The sequence below is a fragment of the Vreelandella zhaodongensis genome, assembly GCF_013415115.1.
Classification (GTDB): Bacteria; Pseudomonadota; Gammaproteobacteria; order Pseudomonadales; family Halomonadaceae; genus Vreelandella; species Vreelandella zhaodongensis.
On record NZ_JACCDD010000009.1, the window covers coordinates 37,101 to 57,920 of the forward strand.

Annotated in this window: 16 protein-coding genes and 2 tRNA genes; 4 read left to right on the forward strand and 14 right to left on the reverse strand. The window is 53.7% G+C overall.

Annotated features, from left to right (window positions below):
- Nucleotides 1-462 precede the first annotated feature (462 nt).
- Nucleotides 463-1,242, forward strand: coding sequence for a response regulator transcription factor (locus tag HZS79_RS15050; RefSeq protein ID WP_179928281.1), 780 nt, complete (start codon nt 463-465; stop codon nt 1,240-1,242).
- A gap of 112 nt (nt 1,243-1,354) precedes the next feature.
- On the opposite strand, the gene purC is transcribed toward HZS79_RS15050, so the two are convergent.
- The 3 genes from purC to dapA form a co-directional block, all read right to left on the reverse strand.
- Nucleotides 1,355-2,068, reverse strand: a complete 714-nt coding sequence (gene purC / locus HZS79_RS15055) for a phosphoribosylaminoimidazolesuccinocarboxamide synthase (protein ID WP_162218933.1) — start codon at nt 2,066-2,068, stop codon at nt 1,355-1,357.
- A 30-nt stretch (nt 2,069-2,098) separates the two neighbouring features.
- Nucleotides 2,099-3,091, reverse strand: a complete 993-nt coding sequence (locus HZS79_RS15060) for an outer membrane protein assembly factor BamC (RefSeq protein WP_202932403.1) — start codon at nt 3,089-3,091, stop codon at nt 2,099-2,101.
- Nucleotides 3,092-3,171: 80 nt separating this feature from the next.
- The gene (gene dapA / locus HZS79_RS15065; protein WP_162218934.1) at nt 3,172-4,056 is read right to left on the reverse strand and encodes a 4-hydroxy-tetrahydrodipicolinate synthase; all 885 of its coding nucleotides are present in this window, start codon (nt 4,054-4,056) and stop codon (nt 3,172-3,174) included.
- Between the two features lie 197 nt (nt 4,057-4,253).
- Here dapA and HZS79_RS15070 point away from each other — a divergent pair, with 197 nt between their 5' ends.
- Nucleotides 4,254-4,727, forward strand: a complete 474-nt coding sequence (locus HZS79_RS15070; protein ID WP_179928282.1) for a peroxiredoxin — start codon at nt 4,254-4,256, stop codon at nt 4,725-4,727.
- A gap of 77 nt (nt 4,728-4,804) precedes the next feature.
- Here the strand turns inward: HZS79_RS15070 and HZS79_RS15075 are convergent, their stop codons facing one another.
- Nucleotides 4,805-5,929 (reverse strand): AI-2E family transporter, encoded by a 1,125-nt coding sequence (locus HZS79_RS15075; RefSeq protein WP_179928283.1) that lies wholly within the window; start codon nt 5,927-5,929, stop codon nt 4,805-4,807.
- The gene (locus HZS79_RS15080) at nt 5,926-6,219 is read right to left on the reverse strand and encodes a sulfurtransferase TusA family protein (protein WP_179928284.1); all 294 of its coding nucleotides are present in this window, start codon (nt 6,217-6,219) and stop codon (nt 5,926-5,928) included. Before HZS79_RS15080 ends, HZS79_RS15075 begins: the two co-directional genes overlap by 4 nt.
- 183 nt (nt 6,220-6,402) lie before the next feature.
- Here HZS79_RS15080 and HZS79_RS15085 point away from each other — a divergent pair, with 183 nt between their 5' ends.
- Nucleotides 6,403-7,863: a M48 family metalloprotease gene (locus tag HZS79_RS15085; RefSeq protein ID WP_179928285.1), complete on the forward strand. Its 1,461-nt coding sequence runs from the start codon at nt 6,403-6,405 to the stop codon at nt 7,861-7,863.
- 58 nt (nt 7,864-7,921) lie between these two features.
- Here HZS79_RS15085 and nadA read toward each other — a convergent pair whose 3' ends face one another.
- The 9 genes from nadA to purL form a co-directional block, all read right to left on the reverse strand.
- Nucleotides 7,922-8,950, reverse strand: coding sequence for a quinolinate synthase NadA (gene nadA / locus HZS79_RS15090; RefSeq protein ID WP_179928286.1), 1,029 nt, complete (start codon nt 8,948-8,950; stop codon nt 7,922-7,924).
- A gap of 298 nt (nt 8,951-9,248) precedes the next feature.
- Nucleotides 9,249-9,324, reverse strand: a tRNA-Lys gene (locus HZS79_RS15095).
- A gap of 51 nt (nt 9,325-9,375) precedes the next feature.
- Nucleotides 9,376-9,451, reverse strand: a tRNA-Lys gene (locus HZS79_RS15100).
- Between the two features lie 137 nt (nt 9,452-9,588).
- Nucleotides 9,589-10,458, reverse strand: a complete 870-nt coding sequence (gene rluB, locus HZS79_RS15105; protein WP_162218940.1) for a 23S rRNA pseudouridine(2605) synthase RluB — start codon at nt 10,456-10,458, stop codon at nt 9,589-9,591.
- Nucleotides 10,442-11,329, reverse strand: a complete 888-nt coding sequence (gene scpB / locus HZS79_RS15110) for an SMC-Scp complex subunit ScpB (protein ID WP_179928287.1) — start codon at nt 11,327-11,329, stop codon at nt 10,442-10,444. Before scpB ends, rluB begins: the two co-directional genes overlap by 17 nt.
- Nucleotides 11,326-12,285 (reverse strand): segregation/condensation protein A, encoded by a 960-nt coding sequence (locus HZS79_RS15115; protein ID WP_179928288.1) that lies wholly within the window; start codon nt 12,283-12,285, stop codon nt 11,326-11,328. The genes scpB and HZS79_RS15115 overlap by 4 nt, the downstream gene beginning before the upstream one ends.
- Before the next feature lie 109 nt (nt 12,286-12,394).
- Entirely contained in the window at nt 12,395-14,224 is a 1,830-nt protein-coding gene (gene radD / locus HZS79_RS15120; protein ID WP_179928289.1) for a DNA repair helicase RadD, read from the reverse strand.
- Between the two features lies 1 nt (nt 14,225).
- Entirely contained in the window at nt 14,226-15,017 is a 792-nt protein-coding gene (locus HZS79_RS15125; protein ID WP_179928290.1) for a crotonase/enoyl-CoA hydratase family protein, read from the reverse strand.
- Between the two features lie 224 nt (nt 15,018-15,241).
- On the reverse strand, nt 15,242-19,168 hold the full coding sequence (gene purL, locus HZS79_RS15130; protein WP_162218945.1) for a phosphoribosylformylglycinamidine synthase: 3,927 nt from the start codon (nt 19,166-19,168) through the stop codon (nt 15,242-15,244).
- 182 nt (nt 19,169-19,350) lie between these two features.
- Here purL and mltF point away from each other — a divergent pair, with 182 nt between their 5' ends.
- Complete coding sequence (gene mltF, locus HZS79_RS15135) at nt 19,351-20,814, forward strand: membrane-bound lytic murein transglycosylase MltF (protein WP_179928291.1); 1,464 nt, start codon at nt 19,351-19,353, stop codon at nt 20,812-20,814.
- Nucleotides 20,815-20,820: the final 6 nt, after the last annotated feature.

Consider the following 20,820-nt stretch of genomic DNA (forward strand, 5'->3'; position numbering starts at 1 on the left):
TGTAATATGGCTTCATAAATTAGCAACCTCTCTATGTAGAGGCCTAAAGGAATAGTTAGCACTTACTAATTAAAGCAAAAAAAATCGATAATATGATGAAAAATCGGTAACTAGGCGTGATACTTTTAAACAAATTCAGGAAATTTGCGTTTCATCGTGTGCGTATTCCCTTAGTGCTACCAAAGCTGCAAAGAGGACTGATTTTATTAACATCTTCAATCAGTTACCTTGATATTAGTGGAGCAAGGGCTTAGAAGGCATGGAACTCGACCAAGTTACAATGGTCGATGTATGCTGCTGTCATTACTCAAAAAAGCGCATATTCAGCTTTTCTACTTGCAATACCCATACTTCGGAGCAAGTATTTAGCTATGACTTTTTGATACTCTTGCCATATCTAGGTATGAATTCGCACCGTATGCTGCTCACTTTCACTAACAAGACCCGACTTGGATACAGCCTATGCGCATTGCAGTAGTAGAAGACGAGAAGGTGGTATCGGAGCGCATCGAGAAGGCGCTTCTCGATGGCTTTGCTGAACGAGGAATAGAGGCCAACATCTTTTCTTTCGAGACCAGTAAGGCCTTTATTCACACTGCTAGCCGCAATACCTTTGACTTAGTCATACTTGATTGGCACTTGCCTGACGGCACGGGCATTGCGCTGCTAAACTGGATGAAGACCTATTTACAGATCATTCCTGCCGTACTAATGGTCACCCTAAGGCAAGAAGAAGCCGATATCATTCAGGCATTGAACGCGGGCGCTGATGACTTTATCAGCAAGCCCTTCAGGCCGCGTGAGCTTGCCGCGAGAGCCTATGCATCAACGAGACGCCACTCATTAAGAACGCCCAGTGTTGCTCAGCAGCAAACACTGGAGTTTGGTCGCATCAAGCTCAACACAAACCGTGAAACGGCGTACGTGGATGATGAGGAAGTATCGTTAACACGGCAGGAGTTCCGGTTAGCATTTCTGCTCCTTAACCAGCTTGGAAGCCCACTCTCTCGCTCCTACCTGTATGAGTATGTTTGGGGGAAAAGTGATCCTCCAGGTACACGCACCTTGGATGTGCATATTCACAGGGTACGTAAAAAGCTGAAATTCACATCAGAATTTGGTTGGAATCTTGTCTCTGTATATGGGTATGGCTACCGATTACAGGCGCTTGATGAGATTGCTGACGAGCCTTCCAGCGACGAACCTTCCGGCAACAAGCCTTCTAATGATGAAGCTACGTAGCCAACGATCCTCCCGAAAAAACCCGCTTCAGAAATTAATTTCCTAAGCGGGTTTTAGTGTGCATCATACCAAATAGACTATTCCAAAATGGGTAGCTGGATGGCCTTGGTAGTTAACTGATGTGGATACCTATACGCCGCGCCACTTCTTCATAGGCCTCGATGACGCCGCCAAGCCCTTGGCGGAAGCGATCCTTATCAAGTTTTTCTCGCGTATTGGCATCCCATAAACGGCAGCCATCGGGAGAGAACTCATCTCCTAGTACCACTTCACCTTTAAAGACGCCAAACTCTAGTTTGTAGTCCACCAGCAGCATGTCGCCTTCGGCAAACAGCTGCTTGAGAACGTGATTCACCTTAAAGGTCAACGCCTTCATTTTCGCCAGCTGCTCGGGGGTTGCCCAGCCAAACGTTTCCGCTAGAGACTCATTGATCATCGGATCCCCCTTTTCATCGTTCTTTAAGAACAATTCAAAGGTAGGCGGGGTCAAGGCGATCCCTTCTTCCACCCCCAGGCGCTTGACCAAGCCACCCGCAGCAATATTACGCACCACACACTCAACGGGAATCATCTGCATTTTTTTAACTAAGCTTTCGGTATCCGAGAGCTGCTTTTCAAAATGCGTAGGAATACCCGCCTCCTGAAGACGCTGCATGATGAAGGCATTGAATATGTTATTCACCTTGCCTTTACGGGCTAGCGACTCTTTCTTTTTACCATCAAAAGCGCTGGTATCATCACGAAAATGCAGCACCAACAAGTCGGGGTCGTCAGTGGTATAAACGGATTTTGCTTTACCCGCATAGAGTTCTTGGCGCTTTTCCATAGAGGCTCCGAAAGATTTCAAAAACAATAGTTAACGTAGATAGCCGGAGACTCGCTCAAGCAGTTCGCGCTGATCGCTGGCACTAAAACTACGCTCACTGGCATTAATGGCACGCAGAATGGTCTGATCACCATCAGGCTGAAGAGCAAGACGGATTTGCTGTGACATGCGGCGTACATCAGGGCTGATGACAATTTGAAGCGGATTGCGGCCACGCTCTGTTGCCGTCATGTACTCAACTAAAAATTCATGATTTTCAGGAGAGGTTGCCAATAAATCCCGTTGTCCTTCCACGCTAAAATCAAGCGCAAGATAATGGTCAAGTTCAGCCCACACACGATCGATGGACTGCGGTATGATCACTTCCCACTCGTCACCTTGCTGGCGTATTTGCACGGTTTGTTCTTGAGACAACCGTTGGGCGGTCCAGGAGGATGAGACGCTCGCAGAACGTGCACCTAGGTATTGCTCTAAGGCTTCCAAGCAGTTTGCTACGCTTTGCCCGCCTTGTTCACAACGAACTTCACTGCTGCCTGATCTCAGAGCGCTCTGCAATCGCAGCGTTGCCTGGGACGTTACGATGACCCCTTGGCTTGCATTACTTTCCTGCACACCGAGCTGGCGGCTTTGTGCAAAGGCTTCTAGCTGCGGCCACACCGTACCGGTATCAGCCGCGACGACTAGCCACGTTTGATCGCCTACCTGACGGCGCTCGACATAGTCAGGCTCCAAGCCGCTGCCAACCGTGAGTGACGGAGGGGGCTTGATGTCAGCAGCACCATCAATACGCGCGCCTTGCACAGCTACCTGTGGAACGGGCATCGCATCACGATAACGCTGAGTGTTGCGGGTTTCTGGAAGCACCAAGGGAGTCGCTGGGGCAGCTTCGGTGTAATCCAGGTTACGGTCGTGGTAGTAACCATCGCGCGCGCACCCAGCGAGTGTGACAGCCGTTGCGAGTGCCAGCGGTATCCATTTAAGCGTACGTTTCTCAAGCCCACATTTTATAAGCTCAGAGCTCATCAAGCCACCTTAACAGTCAACAGATCGAGTCCCCGACAAGCACACGGGGTGTGCCGGGTAGCGAGGGTGTGCGTCTCGGATTACTCCTCCACGACGCCCGCCAACTGTAGCGCTTCACTAACAGTGGCGTGGTATTTTTCCGACAACCAAGTCAACGGCAAACGAATACCTGCATCCATATACCCCATGCGGTGCAGTGCCCACTTAACCGGGATAGGATTCGATTCGATGCCAAGATTGGTATGCAGCGGCATCAGACGTGTATTGATCTGATGAGCTTTATCCGAATCCCCCGCCACAGCGGCTGCACAAAGCTCGTGCATCGCCTTAGGGGCTACGTTCGCAGTGACAGAAATATCGCCATGACCGCCCATCAGCATAAAGTCACAGGCAGTAGCATCATCACCGGAGTAGAGCATAAAGTCGCTGCCTTTCAAGCGAGAAATTAGATCCTCGGCACGCTCAAGGTTCCCCGTAGCGTCTTTTAAACCGATGATATTTTCCACTTCTGCCAAACGCACCACCGTTTCATTATACAGATCAGAACAGGTGCGACCGGGAACGTTATACAAAATTACCGGGAGGTTGCTACCTTCAGCAACTGCCTTGAAATGTTGATAGAGCCCTTCTTGCGTCGGCTTGTTGTAGTAAGGGCAAACCGACAGGCAATAGTCTGCGCCTACCTCGCTGGCATAGCGTGCCAGCTCCACTGCTTCCGAAGTCGCGTTGGCCCCCGTCCCAGCAATCACCGGAATACGGCCATTCACCTCTTCTACTACACTACGAATCACATCAAAATGTTCTGCGAACGACATGGTGGTAGGTTCGCCCGTGGTGCCCGCAGCGACGATGGCATCGGTGCCATTGTCGAGGTGGAAATTCACCAGACGGCGAAGCGCCTCCCAGTCGATGTCGCCATTGACTTTCATCGGCGTCGCCAGGGCGACGATGCTGCCTGTGATCATCCGTTTGTTCCTCACCTGCAAAATTATAAAATTAGGCCAAATGGTACTCAGCCGATTCAAACCTGTACAGCGGAAAGCACTAAGAGTTTTCGCTGTCTCAGACGGCTAGCCATTTATTAGCTTTGACATGATAGCGCTACTTGCGTGTAATCAACCCAATAAACAACCTTGCAAGCAACCTTTTTAAGGAGCCAGTGATGTCAGTCGACCTTCATCAAGCGGTACCTGATTTTTCCGCCCTAGCTACTAACAATACCACGGTGACGCTATCTGAACTGCGTGGCAAGCAGGTGGTTGTGTTCTTTTATCCAAAAGCGAGCACCCCAGGCTGTACGACCGAAGGGGGTGACTTCCGTGACCGAAAAGCTCGTTTTGATGCTGCCAACACGATCATCATCGGGGTTTCGAGAGACGGTATCCGCGCCCAGGAAAACTTCAAAGCCAAGCAGGATTTCAATTTCGAGCTTATCTCTGACAAAGATGAAACGGTGTGCCAGCTTTTTGACGTCATCAAACTTAAAAAAATGTACGGCAAAGAGCACCTGGGTATTGAGCGCAGCACCTTCCTAATTGACAGCGAGGGTAAACTGGCTCAAGAGTGGCGCGGCGTCAAAGTACCTGGCCATGCTGATGAAGTACTCACAGCAGCAGAAGCGCTTCATGCCAACTAACAAAACCAAGAACGCCGCACCCTTCGCGGGTGACTGATCCGCAGGCGCCTTTTCCGTTCGCCCCTTGCGTACTTCGGTTACGTACCACGGTTAGATGGCGCCTGCTCATGTTCGACCGCTGGCAGCTGCTTCTCTTCATCCCGTTCGGCGATCCCTCTTGGCCATGCATACACTAATGCTTTGAGCAGCGTGGCCAGCGGGATCGCAAAGAAAACGCCCCAAAATCCCCAAATACCGCCAAAAAACAGCACAGCGACAATGATGGAAACGGGGTGAATATTATTTGTTTCTGAAAAAAGAACCGGCGCCAATACGTTACCATCCAATGCCTGAATGACACCGTAGGCTATCAGCACATAAGCAAACTGCTCACTAATGCCGAAATGGAACCCCGCCACTGCCGCCACAGGGATGGTCACAACGGCAGCGCCAATGTAAGGCACTAAGACAGAAAGACCGACGACGACGGCTAGCAACGCGGTATACGGCAAACCAAAGAACGCAAAAGTGAAGAAGGCAACCGTCCCCACAATGATTATCTCAATCGACTTGCCACGGATATAGTTAGCAATCTGATGGTCCATCTCGTGCCAAATACGCGTCAGCAGCGTGCGTTTTTGGGGCAACAGCGACAGTGTGAAACCGACTAATGTTTGGCGGTCTTTGAGCATGAAAAAGACGAGTATCGGCACCAGAACCAAATAAATAATCAGCGACATGACGTTACCTAGCGACGCTAGCGAAAGCGTCAGTGCGCGCTGCCCTAGCTGGCTGATTTCTCGACTAGCGACACCAATCCAGCTTTGCATTTGGTCGGGTGTAATTAGGTTAGGGTAGCGTGCCTGGAGATCGTCTAACCAACCTTGACCACTGGCAAACATGCGAGGCGTTTCCTGAACCAAACCTACCAACTGGGTCCAAATCAGTGGCATCAAGATAAATGCCAGCGTCAGCAGCACACTGATAAAGCCTAAAAACACGATAATGACCGCCAACAGATGCGGTATCCCCCGACGGGTCAGCGAGCTCACTACCCCTTGTAACAAGAAGGCCAATACCAGCGCCGTAAAAAAGGGGGCTAACATTCGTCCAAACCAAATAATGGCAGCAAAGCCAGCAACAAGTACCAATAAAAGAATTAACGCCTCTTCGTCTGAAAAGTAGCGATCAATCCAACTTTTCAGGATAGTGCGCATAGTCATGAGTGAGACTTCCCTGCTTTACGTATCCAAAAATAGTACACATCGTCACGCTGCTCGCGTGCTTCTAGCACATGATCACTAAGCTCTGTGAAAGACGCCATGTCTCGCCAGGAACCAGCATCGGTCGCCCTAATTTCAAGGAGCTGCCCAGGTGTTAAGTCTGCTAACGCCTGCTTAGCCTTCAATAATGGCAGTGGACAATGTAACCCACAGGCATCAAGCAATCGATCAGGCTCAAAGCGAGCTACCGTATTAGGCTCTGTTTTTCCAGATGCTGACTGTTCGACCATACCCCTCTCCCTCAAAATCCTGCATAAGTACGCCATTGTTGCATAAACTATTTTGCGTGACAGACATCATGGATTTGATTTAACGGCACTTCCCTGCCTGAATCAATGTCACACTACTGTTTGCTGCGCATAATACTTGAACTCAAGATCTTACTTGAACTCAGGATCATCAATGAGGATGCCATGCCGCGCCTTCGACTCGTACCTTCACGCTGGGCCTGCGCACTAGCGCTTATGTTCAGCATCACTAGCGTTAGCTCGCCTAGCCATAGTTTCGATGATTATCAGCTGCCCAGTTTAGGAGGCGCCTCAACATCGGTCAGTAATGAAGAATTTCGCCTGGGTCGCGCCTGGCTACGCCAATTTCGTGCCCAGGCTCCTCAATGGCAGGATCCTATTGTTAATGACTATTTAAATAGCCTCGTGGCTCGACTCGCCCCACATAGCCAACTTGGCAACCTGCGCATTACTACCGTGATGGTGGATAACAGCTCCTTAAATGCCTTTGCCGTACCAGGTGGCGTAATAGGTATTAATTCTGGACTATTTGCCTTTGCAGAAGATGAGGGGGCTTTTGTATCGGTCATCGCCCATGAGCTAGGCCACCTCTCGCAACGCCATTATGCCCGAGGCAGCGCCCGCGCCGAACAAACCCAGCTGCCTGCCATGGCCGCCATGTTAGCAGGTATGTTGATTGCCGTTGGTGGTGCCGGTGATGTCGGCATTGCGACAGCCATGGGCTCCCAGGCCGCCATGATTCAAGACCGGTTATCCTATTCGCGACGCTTTGAGGAAGAGGCGGATCGCGTCGGCCTTCAGGCGATGGCAAGTGCTGGCTATGACCCAGAGGCGATGGTGCGCATGTTTGCCGCGATGCAACGCATGGCACGCCTTCAAGGCGGCACGCCTCCCGAGTTTTTGCTGACCCACCCAGTGAGTGACAGCCGCTTAAGCGACGCCCAAGCACGCGCATCGCAGCTGAGTGTTGCCGACACATACACCAGCGACACTCTGTACGACATGATGCGCGCCCGAGCGTTAATCAGTATTCATAAGAACGCTCCACAGCAAGCGGCCTCGCGGCTTGAGCAAGAGAATAGCGAAGAACAGGCACAGCGCTATGTCGCAGCACTGGTCGAAGCCCGCACTGGCCAAACTGACAGTGCCTTACAAGCCCTCGACCAGCTAGCCCGTGAACTGCCTGATTACGGCATGCTACCAACGTCCGCGGCCACCATTGCACTGGATGCACAACGTTATGACGATGCCATCACTCGCAGCCAGCGTGTACTTCGCATCATGCCCAACTATCTGCCAGCTCAATTGGTGTTAGCTGAAGCACAACTTCAGCGTGACCCTCGGGCAGCTTTTGAGCTACTACGAGACATTACCACGCAGCATCCTGACAACCCGCAGGGGTTCAATCTGCTTGCCGAAGCAGCTGGGCGCAGTGGTTTTAACGGCTGGGGGCACTTGGCCCGTGCAGAGCATCTACAGTTAACAGGCAGGATTGACCGCGGTATTCGCCAGCTGGGTATTGCCAAAAATGCAGCGCAGCAAGAGAACGACCAGCAAGCACTGGCACGCATTGAACAACGCAGGGAAGCCTTTATTGAGTACCGAGAGGCGTTAGAGAAATTTTAGGCTGATGATGGGCTGCCCAAGCGCCATAAGCACTCGGGCAGTCAAATGACAGAGCAGGTTAGGCGTTAAAGCTCAGCATTCGCTCTAATGGCTTTAATGCCTGCTTGCGCAACGTGTCGTCTACCAAGATTTCGCCGCTGCCATGGCGTAACGCACCCGCCAGGTTGTCTAGTGCGTTCATCGCCATCCACGGGCAGTGCGCGCAGCTACGACAGGTAGCGCCGTTCCCTGCGGTAGGCGCTTCAAACAACGTTTTACTGGGCACGGCTTGCTGCATCTTAAAAAAGATACCGCGATCAGTGGCAACGATCAGTTTGTCATTGGGCAACGTTTGCGCAGCTTTTATCAGCTGCGAGGTAGAGCCTGCTACGTCAGCCAGCGCGACGACTGCATCCGGAGACTCGGGATGTACCAGCACGGCAGCTTCAGGATAAAGACGCTTAAGGTCTTCAATCCCCTTTGCCTTGAACTCTTCGTGAACGATACAGGCCCCGTCCCACATCAGCATATCTGCGCCGGTTTTTTTCTGGATATACCCACCCAAGTGCTTATCAGGTGCCCAGAGAATCTTTTCGCCCTTGGCTTGAAGATGCTCAATAACCTCAACCGCAATCGACGAGGTCACGACCCAGTCAGCTCGCGCTTTGACAGCAGCAGAGGTATTTGCATATACCACCACGGTACGATCAGGGTGCGCATCGCAGAAGGCGCTGAATTCATCCGCAGGGCAGCCAATATCCAGCGAGCACGTTGCTTCTAGAGTGGGCATTAGAACGCGTTTTTCTGGAGAAAGAATTTTTGCTGTTTCGCCCATAAAACGCACACCGGCAACCACCAGCGTTGTTGCATCGTGGCGTGCGCCAAAACGCGCCATTTCAAGGGAGTCAGCAACACAGCCACCCGTCTCTTCAGCTAGCTGCTGAATGGCATCGTCTGTGTAATAGTGAGCCACCAGCACCGCATTGTGTGCTTTTAGCAACTGCTTAATTTCAGCCACTCGCGCCTCATCCTCCACAGGAATACGGGTAGGGCAGTACGGGCTGGGTAGCGGAGCGTCAAGCTCGGCTTGGGAAGTCATAATAGTCATCGTGTCTACCACTGTGACGAACAGGGAATCCCCCTGTTAAACACCGGTCACGGCGCATGCACTCCGCACACCCCGCACTCGATGCGGTAAAGCCTCTGCGTCTTTCGCGGTGGCTTTGCCGCTCTGCTCGCTATTAAGACGGGCAGCGCTACCGTGACATGATCGGCAGCTATAACTGAACCTATTGTGGTGGTAAATTGTGGCTCGCTGCAAGCAGAAAGTATGCGTTGAGACGTTTCACCACAGTACAAACAATCGCAAAACGCCCCTGGCAGCAAGCTACCAGGGGCGCTAAATTTGGTGGGTCGTGTAGGATTCGAACCTACGACCAATTGATTAAAAGTCAACTGCTCTACCAACTGAGCTAACGACCCAAATTTTGCTACGCACCTAGTTAACTACTTGGCGCTATAAATTAGTTCGAGTGGTGGGTCGTGTAGGATTCGAACCTACGACCAATTGATTAAAAGTCAACTGCTCTACCAACTGAGCTAACGACCCCCTCGAACGGATGCATATAGTACGGATAGAGCTCACTAATAGCAAGCATTTTTTACCTTTTACCGATAGACACCCGCCAAAAACCACTCTCTGTTAACTATTATCAGTTATTCTTAAATACGTCCTTAACCACGACCTTAGCTACGCTTAGGCTTACGCATCGCTTGAACTGGGCGACGCTTGTGTTTATCACGGCTCCAGCGGTTTTTCTCATCTGGCGTTAATGCTGGTACCTTGCGGGTTTCCAGGTTTGCCAACGTGGCCAAGTCATCGACTTCATCCTGGGAAAGCTCAACCCACTCGCCCGCTTTGGCACGCTTATCAAGGAAGATATTGCCGTAGCGCACTCGCTTCAGGCGACTAACCGTGAGCCCCTGGGATTCCCACAGGCGACGAACTTCGCGGTTACGACCTTCTAAAATCACCACGTGGAACCAGGTATTAATGCCTTCGCCGCCAAACTCCTGCACGTCAGTAAAACGCGCGGGACCATCTTCCAGCATCACACCGTCAACCATGGCGACAATATGCTCACGTTTGACCTCACCCATTACTCGAACCGCGTACTCACGCTCTACCTGGGTCGAAGGGTGCATCAGTCGGTTAGCAAGCTCGCCATCTGTCGTGAATAGCAGCAAGCCGCTGGTGTTAATATCCAAGCGACCAATGGCAATCCAGCGCTCACCTTTCAGACGTGGTAAGCGCTCAAACACCGTGCGACGCCCTTCTGGGTCTTTGCGCGTGCACAACTCACCTTCCGGCTTGTTGTACATAATCACTCGGCGCGGCACTTCCTCTTCGGGCCGCAGCGATACAGGGCGATCATCAAAACTTACCTTATCGCGGGCCTCTACTCGATCGCCTAACTTGGCTACCTGGCTATTAACCTTTACCCGACCGTCGGAAATGGCCGTTTCCATTTCACGGCGTGACCCCAGCCCTGCCCGGGCCAATACTTTTTGCAGCTTTTCACTGGTGGGGGGCGTGGTGTTATTGCTCTGACTCATGGTCGTCTGACCTCACATCGTTAGTCTGCGTGCGCGCATCATCGTCATTGTGCTGCGCACGTGCCGCTAGGCGCGCCTCTAAATCGGCAAAACTCAGCGGCTGGGTTAACGCCGTCTCGGCGTGTTTGTCAGCTATCTCTGTCGCAACAATCTCAGCTGAGATTATCTCTTCACTCTGGGGTGGCGCATCCTGCACGGTTTCTAGCGTCTCGTCCAGTGCGGACGTCACCTCTTCTTGGTTATGAATGCTTTCCGCCTGATCGCTAATCCGTTCTTCTTGGCTACTCGTGCTCTCTTCTAGCTCACTAACATTGCCGCCTAGTTCAATAGCACTGTCGCTATCATCGGCATTGACCAGCTCATGCATCGGTGGCAATGCATCCAAGGTTTTCAGGCCAAAATCATCCAAAAAGCTGCGGGTAGTGGCGTAGACAGCTGGGCGCCCAGGCACATCTCGATGACCTACCACACGGACCCAACCCCGTTCCATTAGCGTGCGCATAATAGAGCTACTGACACTCACACCACGCACATCTTCAATATCCCCCCGCGTCACTGGCTGGCGATAGGCAATCAGTGCCAGCGTTTCCAGCAGTGCCCGTGAGTAACGCTGCGGCCGCTCATCCCATAGGCGCGACACCCAATGAGAGAGTCGTGGCCGAATACGCAGCTGAAATCCTGACGCCGTTTCTACGAGCTCCAGCGCACCTTCTTCATGACGCAAAACAAGGCGAGCCAAGGCATCCCGCAAGGCTTTTTTAGATGGGCATTCATCCTCTAAAAACAGCGTTTCAAGCCGCTCTAGGGAAAGCGGCTCACCTGCGGCAAGCAGCGCCGCTTCAATAATGTCGTCTAACGTGGTGTCTCTCACGACGACTCCTCGTCAGGTTCAAATGCCGACTCTTCAAACGCTGATTCAGCAGCGTCATCTTCTGGGTCGGCCTCTTCAAACGCGCTCTCTTCACCATCCGCCAAGGCAGCTTGACGCGCACGCACATGGATGGGTGAAAGTGGCGCATTCTGAACAATTTCGATCATGGCTTCTTTGGCCAGCTCTAAAATGGCCATAAACGTAACAACAACCCCAGCTCGCCCCTCCTCCAGCGTGAATAACGCTTCAAACGGGGTATAGCGCTGGTGGTCACCATCATGGTGTAACTGCTCCATAATTTTCAGCATACGTTCGCGGGTAGAGAGCACCTCACGACTGATTTGGTGGGCTTGCGCCAGCTCAGCGCGTTTTAGAATATCCGACAGCGCCCCCAGCAGCTCGTCTAACCCTACATCAGGATGAATCACCCGCGCCTCTAACGGTGGCAGCCCCGCCTGTACACTAAACCAGTCACGCCCTACCCGAGGCAGCGTATCCAACGTTTCGGCCGCTTCTTTTAAGCGTTCATACTCTTGCAGGCGGCGAATCAGCTCAGCCCTGGGATCCTCTTCCTCCTCGCCTTCTGCCTTCGGTGGACGTGGCAGCAGTGTGCGGGATTTAATTTCCGCTAGCATGGCGGCCATTAACAAGTACTCTCCGGCCAGCTCAATCTCCATGGCTTTCATCAGTTCCACATATTCAATGTATTGATGAGTAATCGTCGCCACATTGATCGTCAAAATATCCAGGTTCTGACGGCGAATAAGATAGAGCAGCAGATCGAGCGGCCCCTCGAAGGCTTCCAGAAACACCCGCAGCGCCTCTGGTGGTATGTAAAGATCCTCCGGCAGCTGCATGATCGGCTCATCAAACAGGCGCCCAAGCGCCTCTACTACCGGTTCAGCAGTTGGCTCTATAAGCTCGTGATCAACGGTTGCGTTTGGCGTCTCGCTCACGCGGGGCGTGTTCCTTTAGTTAAACATCCATGGTTAGTTAAACGTCCATGGTAAGTTAAGTGTCCATGCTCGCCAGTGTAACAGCGTGTCGCCTATTGAGGCATTATCGCTACCCAGCCTCAGCCGCCTTGCGATAGCGCCCTTGATAGTCAAACAGCTTATCGCGAAGCTTCCAGTGCCGTCCGACTTTACGGCCAACGACAAAGTCTGGGTGGCGCAGCCGTCGCTGCTCTTCGACCACCTCGGCTGGCGTAACAGGCTGCCAATTAGTGCCTGGCGCACGCAGGTGATTGCGTAAAAAAACAGCATAAAATGCCCGCCGCTGAGCAGGTGTTTCCAGCGCAAACCACTCCGCCAAGCTCGCGCCATCTTCATCGTAATACGTGACTTTTAAACGCGGTAGCCCCCGCCCGTTGGTCGTGGCCTCTAACTGCATACCGCTGACTCGCAGTACGTTGGCATCTTTTAATTTGAGGGCGTCTTTGAGCTTATCGTCGGCATCCACCAACAGTTGCTCGCAGCCGTGACAGCGGCGGGCGGCAATATCATTTTCAGCGCCACATTGCTCACAGACCTTAAAGCGAAAACGAAAATCACACTGTTTTTGATCGGCGCCCTGCCGGCCCTTGCCCGCCTTAGCAGGCGGATTGGGGTTATCCACCAATCCCTGGCAGCGACGGCCAAAATGCTCAATCACCAACTCTCCATCACGTTTACCCCAGAACAGATTGGCATGACCACAAGCTGGGCACTCAACCTGAACCGGTTCGCTGTCGCTGTCTGGTTTTGGCTCGCCTACTTCCGGCGCATAAAGGTCCCAGGGGTTGCCTGCGAAGTCCAGCACTAGGCAGTTGGCTTTACCCGGCGATAAGCGCAGCCCTCGGCCTACAATCTGCTGATAAAGGCTCACCGACTCAGTGGGCCGCAGAATGGCGATCAAATCCACATGAGGCGCATCGAACCCTGTGGTTAGCACGGCCACATTGACCAGAAACTTAAGCTCGCGTGCCTTAAACGCCTCAATAAGCGAAGTGCGCTCTTGGGAGACCGTCGCACCGGTAATTAGTGCCGCTTGGTTCGTAGGTAAGTAACTGATAATTTCTTCGGCATGAGCAACCGTGGCGGCAAAAATCATCACGCCTTGACGCTCCTCGGCGTACTCAACCACCTGCTGAATGATCCTTGGCGTAGCTCGGCTGCCGGCAACAACGCGATTAAGCTCTTGCTCACGAAACAGTCCACTGGAGGCAGGAGCCAAGGCGGAGAAATCATAGCCTTCAATAGCCATATCTAGCCGCTTGGGCTCCGCCAAAAAGCCTTGTTTCACCATTAGCCGTAGCGGCTGCTCAAAGACACAGTCGGCAAATAAGCACGCTTCATCGCCGCGTACCATGCCATGATAATGTCGGTGGTAGATAAACCCCTGCCCCAACCGAAACGGCGTAGCGGTTAAGCCGAGAATTTTCAGCTGCGGGTTGTGATGCTGAAGATGTTCAATAACCTGGCGATAGCTAGCATCTTTTTCCAACGATACCCGGTGGCACTCATCAATCACCAGTAACGTAAAACTGGCGTCACTGAAGCGCTCTAGGTTGCGCACCACCGACTGCACCGAGCCAAACACCACTTGTCGACTGGCTTCTTTATGCTTGAGGCCAGCGCTAAAAATATCTGCCTCAAGTCCGTAGGCTTGGTACTTGGCATGATTTTGCTCGACCAGCTCACGCACGTGAGCCAGCACCAGCACGCGACCACGGGCTAGTCTGGCAAGCTCAGCAATTACCAGCGACTTACCGCTACCCGTGGGCAATACCACCACCGCAGGCGCACTGGTCGCACGGAAGTGCTCCACCACACGCTTTACCGCCTCTTGTTGGTAAGGACGTAAGCAAGGTGGCGAGCCAGAAATAGCTTCGGTGCAAGGGCTGAATTGAGGCATGTCAGTCGAAACGCGGGGCGCGACGCTCCATTCTTGCACTCACCGCTTCGCGGTGCTCGGCGCCAGCCAAAAGCTGCTGCTGCAAATGCGCTTCGAGGGCCAGACGATCGCCATGGGCCAGCATCGGCCCACGAGCGAACAGCTCACGAGCCGCAGCCACCGCCCGAGGTGAGCGCGAGGCGATAAGCGCAGCGGTTTCCCGAGCAGCTTCCTGGGGCGTATCGCTCAGGCGGCTAGCCAAGCCCAGCTGATAAGCCTCTTCCCCTGATACCTTGCGCCCACTGATCGCCAGTTCCTGAAGCACGTCCTGGCGCAGCCCCGCTCCAGTCACGCTAATAGCCATATCAGGGATGATACCCCAGTCGATCTCCAGCAGCGCCAGACGTGCGCGCGGGTGGATAATACGAATATCGGCGCCCAAGGCTATCTGCAAGCCGCCGCCGTAGACATGGCCGTGCAAGGCGGCCACCACGGGAACGCCCGCCTCGCGCCAGCCTAGAGCCAAGCGCTGAACCGGGTTGATACCCGCTTCGTCAGGCGCCAGCAGAGTGGGCAATCGCTCCGCCTCGCTCATGATCGACGCCATGTCGAGCCCGGCGCAAAAGCTTTCACCATCGCCGCTTAAGACCACGGCACGCACTCCGCTGAGCTGGGTCAAACACTGCTGGGCGGCCAGCAAGCCGTCGATCATGGCCCAATCCAAACCATTGTGATGGTCAGGTCGCGACAACATGACCTCGGCCACCTGGTCGGTGAAGGTCAGCGTTACACGTTCATTGAAGATTTGATGCATTCGAGCTCCCAGAAGATTCCTTTGGCTCGCCACCGATTGGCGATAACTGTGCTTGTGAAATGATGCGCTTATAAAGTGACAAACGCGCCTGTGAACTGAGTGTGGCGCGAAGACAAGACATTTTCAAACAAACGTTTCATTTCATTCCTATCATCAAAGGAACCACTTCTCTCTACAGGAAAAAAGCGGCCCGCAGGCCGCTTTTTCATGCGCATGGACAGGAATCAGCCCAGCCACACACGGGCGTTACGGAATAAGCGCAGCCAAGCACCATCCTCAGTCCATTCAGCTGGTCGCCAAGAGTTAGTAACCGCACGAGTCACCCGCTCAGGGTGAGGCATCATGATGGTCACGCGGCCGTCCGAGGTGGTAAGGCCGGTGATTCCTGACGGTGAGCCGTTGGGGTTGGCGGGATAGCGGGTCGTTACCTGGCCGTAGTTGTCAATATAACGCAGCGCCACTTGGCTGCTGGACTGCATACTGCGCAAGTGCGCGGTATCGCGGAATTCAGCGCGCCCTTCGCCGTGGGCTACGGCAATCGGCAGCTTAGAGCCTTCCATGCCTGCCAGCAGAATCGACGGGCTTTTCTCTACCCGTACCATCGCCACGCGTGCTTCGAACTGCTCAGATTCGTTACGCTCAAACGCCGGCCAGCTTTCAGCGCCCGGAATCAATGATTTCAGTTGCGAAAGCATCTGACAGCCGTTGCACACACCCAGCGAGAAGCTGTCATCACGGGTGAAGAAACTCGCAAACTGCTCACGGGCGCGCTCATTGAAAAGCACCGATTTCGCCCAACCGCCGCCTGCGCCCAGTACATCGCCATACGAGAAGCCCCCGCAGGCGACTAGTCCTTTGAACTCATCGAGGGAAACACGCCCTTCCAGGATGTCGCTCATATGCACATCCACTGCATCGAAGCCCGCTTTGTGGAACGCCCAGGCCATCTCGACCTGACCATTGACGCCTTGCTCGCGCAGTACGGCAACAGCGGGCTTGGCGGTGTTGATAAACGGCGCGCTGATATCATCATTAATATCAAAGCTAGGCTCGGCACTTAGGCCAGGATCACGAACGTCCAGCAGGCTATCAAATTCGTTCTTGGCACACTCAGGGTTATCACGCAGCGCCTGCATGCGGTAGCTGGTCTCAGCCCAGGTGCGCTGAGTCAGTTGACGAGTGGTTTCCAGCAGCGGCTCTTCAAACAGCGTTACCCGTACTTGATCATCGTAACGAGGACGCGCAATAACACCGCATGTTTCGATACCTGCAACAGCAAACTGCGTGAGCACTTCTTCAGTGTGCTCTCGATTTACTTGAATGACGGCACCCAGCTCTTCGGAGAACAACGCATTGAACGCCTCCACCGGCTCATCAATCAGCCAGTCCAGCTTGATTTCCAGACCTGCATGGGCAGCAAAGGCCATTTCCAGCAGTGTCACTAACAGGCCGCCATCGCTACGGTCATGATAGGCCAGCAACTTGCCATCACGATTGAGCCCCTGAATCACCTCGAAAAACGCTTTCAGGTCTTCTGGGTCGTCGACGTCAGGACAGTCGTTACCGACTTGACCATAGACTTGCGCCAGCGCAGAACCACCTAAGCGGTTTTGTCCATTACCCAGGTCGATCAGAATCAGGTCTGATTCATCCTGATCCAGGTTGATTTGCGGGGTCAACGTCGCCATGGCATCGGTCACCGGTGCAAACCCCGTCACCACCAGTGAAAGCGGCGATGTGATGCTCTTTTCGTCAGCCTCGTCACCTTCCTGCCAAGCGGTGCGCATGGACATGGAGTCCTTACCCACTGGAATGGCAATACCTAGCGCCGGACATAGCTCCATACCTACCGCGTATACAGCATCATAGAGTGCCTGGTTTTCACCGGGGTGGTCAGCGGCGCTCATCCAGTTAGCAGACAGCTTAATATCCGACAGCTTGGCAATTGGCGCAGCGGCTAAGTTAGTAATCGCCTCGGCAACGGCTAGGCGGGCGCTGGCAGCAGGGTTAATCAGTGCTACCGGCGGACGTTCGCCCATTGCCATGGCTTCACCGGCGTGGGTATCGAAGCTTGCGGTGGTCACAGCAACGTCGGCCACCGGTACTTGCCATGGACCCACCATCTGGTCTCGGGCGACTTGACCGGTAATTGAGCGGTCGCCAATGGTAATCAAAAAGCTCTTCGATGCGACGGCTGGCAGGCGCAGCACCCGATCCATCGCTTCGCGTAGATCCAGATTGTCGAGCATGACGCCAGACAACTCAGGGGTTTGACGCTCAAATGAACGCGTCATCTTCGGCGGCTTACCAAACAACACACTCATCGGAAGGTCGACCGGCTTGGTATCAAAATGGCCGTCGCGAACTTCCAGGTGATGATGCTCCATGGCCTCGCCGACCACCGCATAGGGACAGCGTTCGCGCTTGCACAGTGCATCGAAGGTATCCAGGTCATCGGGGGCAACAGCCAGCACATAACGCTCTTGGGCTTCGTTGCACCAAATTTCCAGCGGGCTCATGCCCGGCTCGGCGTTGGGCACTGCACGCAGGTTGAATAGACCACCGCGATTACCGTCTTTAACCAACTCCGGCAGTGCATTGGAAAGCCCGCCTGCGCCAACGTCGTGAATAAAGCGAATCGGGTTTTTATCGCCCAGCGCCCAGCAGCGGTCGATGACTTCTTGGGCGCGACGTTCAATTTCCGGATTTTCCCGCTGTACCGAGGCAAAATCCAAGTCCGCACTAGACTCGCCTGACGCCATGCTAGATGCAGCACCACCGCCCAAACCGATCAGCATGGCTGGGCCACCCATCACGATTAGCTTGCCACCAACGGGAATTTCACCTTTTTGCACATGGTGAGCACGAATATTGCCATAACCACCGGCCAGCATAATTGGCTTGTGGAAGCCGCGACGCTCGATGCCATCGTCGCTCAGCGTATCCTGCTCGTAGGTGCGGAAGTAGCCCGTCAGATTCGGCCGGCCAAATTCATTATTAAACGCCGCACCACCGATGGGGCCATCCAGCATAATTTGCAGCGCTGACTGCATACGCTCGGGCTTGCCATAGTCAAACGCTTCCCAGGGCTGCACAAACTCGGGGATACGTAGGTTAGAGACGGTAAAGCCTGACAGACCCGCCTTCGGCTTACCGCCGATACCGGTCGCCCCCTCATCACGTATTTCACCGCCAGAGCCGGTCGCCGCGCCTGGGAATGGTGCAATCGCTGTAGGGTGGTTGTGGGTTTCCACCTTCATCAGAATGTGAATGGGCTCTTGGTGGGCGTCGTAGCTAGCCCGCTCACCCTTAGCGCCAGTCAGCGGCGTGGGGAAGAAGCGCCCCCCCTGGCTGCCCTTGATCACCGCCGCGTTGTCGCTATAGGCCGAGAGCACGTTATCCGGTGAGGTCGCAAAGGTGTTCTTAATCATCTTAAACAGCGAATGACTCTGGGCTTCACCGTCGATAACCCAGTCCGCATTAAAGATTTTGTGGCGGCAGTGCTCTGAGTTCGCCTGAGCGAACATCATCAGCTCGACATCACTAGGGTTACGGCCAAGCTCAATAAACGCCGCGACCAGATAATCGATTTCATCATCGGCAAGCGCTAGCCCTAACTCTCGGTTGGCCGTCGCCAACGCTTCGCGGCCGCCTTCCAAAATATCAACACTTCCCAGTGGCGCAGGTGCCTGATGAGCGAACAACTTGACCGCGTCAGCAACATCAGCCAACACATTTTCCGTCATACGATCGTGCAGTAACGCGCTGATCACACCTAATTGTTCAGTGCTAGGCTCACTGCGCAGCGCTACCCGATAATCGACACCACGTTCGATGCGATCAATCTGGTGCAGCCCACAGTTATGAGCAATATCAGTTGCTTTAGAAGACCATGGCGACTGGGTGCCTAAACGGGGCACAACCAGGAAGCGCTGGGCGTTTTCAGGGGTGTCTTGGCTTGCGTGGCTACCATAATCAAGTAGCTTGGCCAAACACTCCTGGGCGGCATCATCCAGCTTCTCGTGGTGATCAATGAAGTGGACGTAATGGGCGCACAGCGCCTCCACCTCCGGAACACGTTCACGCAACACCGTTAGCAGCCGTTCATGGCGGAAGGCAGAAAGGGCGGGTGCGCCTCGCAGTTCGAGCATATCTGGGAGCCTCTAAAGCAGGAAGAGTTCAAGCAAGAAACCAATGGACCGCAGCGCGGCCTTCTTTTATGGCACTGATTGAGCCTATGATACTGGAAAGCGGCGGCCACACGAAATCAACAAGGTGACAGCACCGGCCAGGCTGGGTATCGTTACAGACTGCTTCACACTAGAAAGACACCATGCTGACGTTGATTTGCCGACATTTTATGGCGTGTGCCAACGCCTATTTTTCCGTGATCGCCACGATTATTCTCGTCATGGTGCCGCATACGTCATGGGTACCTCCAAGTGAACACTTAGCCCAGATCACCGCAAAAGACTTTATTACCGTCCATACCCGCAACACCCCCATCACCTATTACGAAGGCCGCCAAGGCCCAACCGGCTTCGAATATGAGTTGATGCAACGTTTTGCTGACTATTTAGATATCAGCTTAAACCTGAATGCCAGCCACTCCCCCGAGAGCGTAGTCCCAGCAGTGCGTGAACAAGGCGACCTAGGTGCGGCGGCACTACCACTAATCACTGGCACGCCGGGTATTCACTACACGCGACCAATTATCCAAATGCAGCCGTTGGTGGTGTACCGCCGCGGGCTCAATAGCATCAATGAACCGAGCGATTTAGTCGGCTTGCAGCTGGCCACGCTCAGCGGCACAGGCACTGAACAAGCACTCATCACGCTACAGAAAGATTATCCAAACTTGAGCTGGAAAGAGATCCGCGAGATTGAGGTGGCCGACCTATTAGCCAGGGTAGAGGACGGCACACTGGATGCCGCGATTATTTTTGACCACCAGTTTCGCCTTAACCGGCTATTTTTTCCCAACGTAGAGCGCGGCTTCTATCTTGACGATGCACTCTCAATGGTTTGGGCGGTGCCGAGTGGTCGCGGCCTAGGCTTGCTAGAAGCAGCTAATACATTTCTACAATCACTACAAGAGAGCGGCACTCTCGACCAGCTGATGAGTCGCTACTTCGGCCATGATGACTACTTAGAGTACGTAGGAACGCGAACTTTCCTGGCCCACCTTGATGAGCGCTTGCCAGCCTATACCGAGCTCTTCAAAGAAGCCGCTCGAAGCACAGGGTTTGACTGGAAACTACTGGCTGCCGTGGGGTATCAAGAGTCTCACTGGGATCCCAACGCCGTGTCTCCTACTGGGGTTCGAGGCCTAATGATGCTGACCAACCCAACCGCCAGCGAGATGGGTGTCGCTGACCGCACTAACCCAGCCCAGAGCATTGATGGCGGTGCTCGTTACCTGCGCAGCATCAAAGATCGCCTGCCAGAAAGCATTACCGGTGATGACCGCCTTTATATGGCGATGGCAGCCTACAATGTCGGCCTAGGACACCTTTACGATGCCCGCAAGATTACGGAAGGACGCGGCGGAGACCCCAATGACTGGCAGGACGTGCGCGCCGCCCTCCCTCTGCTTCAGCAACGGGAGTGGTATAGCCAAACCCGCCACGGCTACGCACGAGGTGGCGAACCCGTCATCTATGTGCGCAACATCCGCCGTTATTACGAAATGATTGAATATGTTGAGCGCAGTCGACAGCAGTTCTTTCAGTTAGAGCAAACGCTCGCCAGCGATGAATCACTGTTTCTGTTCGATATCGTTCCGCCAATTGAGTAACTGACA

Excerpts from the sequence above, each read along its gene's own strand:
- HZS79_RS15050 (WP_179928281.1), top strand. The coding sequence starts at position 463 with ATGCGCATTGCAGTAGTAGAAGACGAGAAGGTGGTATCGGAGCGCATC.
- purC (WP_162218933.1), bottom strand. The coding sequence starts at position 2,068 with ATGGAAAAGCGCCAAGAACTCTATGCGGGTAAAGCAAAATCCGTTTAT.
- HZS79_RS15060 (WP_202932403.1), bottom strand. The coding sequence starts at position 3,091 with ATGAGCTCTGAGCTTATAAAATGTGGGCTTGAGAAACGTACGCTTAAA.
- dapA (WP_162218934.1), bottom strand. The coding sequence starts at position 4,056 with ATGATCACAGGCAGCATCGTCGCCCTGGCGACGCCGATGAAAGTCAAT.
- HZS79_RS15070 (WP_179928282.1), top strand. The coding sequence starts at position 4,254 with ATGTCAGTCGACCTTCATCAAGCGGTACCTGATTTTTCCGCCCTAGCT.
- HZS79_RS15075 (WP_179928283.1), bottom strand. The coding sequence starts at position 5,929 with ATGACTATGCGCACTATCCTGAAAAGTTGGATTGATCGCTACTTTTCA.
- HZS79_RS15080 (WP_179928284.1), bottom strand. The coding sequence starts at position 6,219 with ATGGTCGAACAGTCAGCATCTGGAAAAACAGAGCCTAATACGGTAGCT.
- HZS79_RS15085 (WP_179928285.1), top strand. The coding sequence starts at position 6,403 with ATGCCGCGCCTTCGACTCGTACCTTCACGCTGGGCCTGCGCACTAGCG.
- nadA (WP_179928286.1), bottom strand. The coding sequence starts at position 8,950 with ATGACTATTATGACTTCCCAAGCCGAGCTTGACGCTCCGCTACCCAGC.
- rluB (WP_162218940.1), bottom strand. The coding sequence starts at position 10,458 with ATGAGTCAGAGCAATAACACCACGCCCCCCACCAGTGAAAAGCTGCAA.
- radD (WP_179928289.1), bottom strand. The coding sequence starts at position 14,224 with ATGCCTCAATTCAGCCCTTGCACCGAAGCTATTTCTGGCTCGCCACCT.
- HZS79_RS15125 (WP_179928290.1), bottom strand. The coding sequence starts at position 15,017 with ATGCATCAAATCTTCAATGAACGTGTAACGCTGACCTTCACCGACCAG.
- purL (WP_162218945.1), bottom strand. The coding sequence starts at position 19,168 with ATGCTCGAACTGCGAGGCGCACCCGCCCTTTCTGCCTTCCGCCATGAA.
- mltF (WP_179928291.1), top strand. The coding sequence starts at position 19,351 with ATGCTGACGTTGATTTGCCGACATTTTATGGCGTGTGCCAACGCCTAT.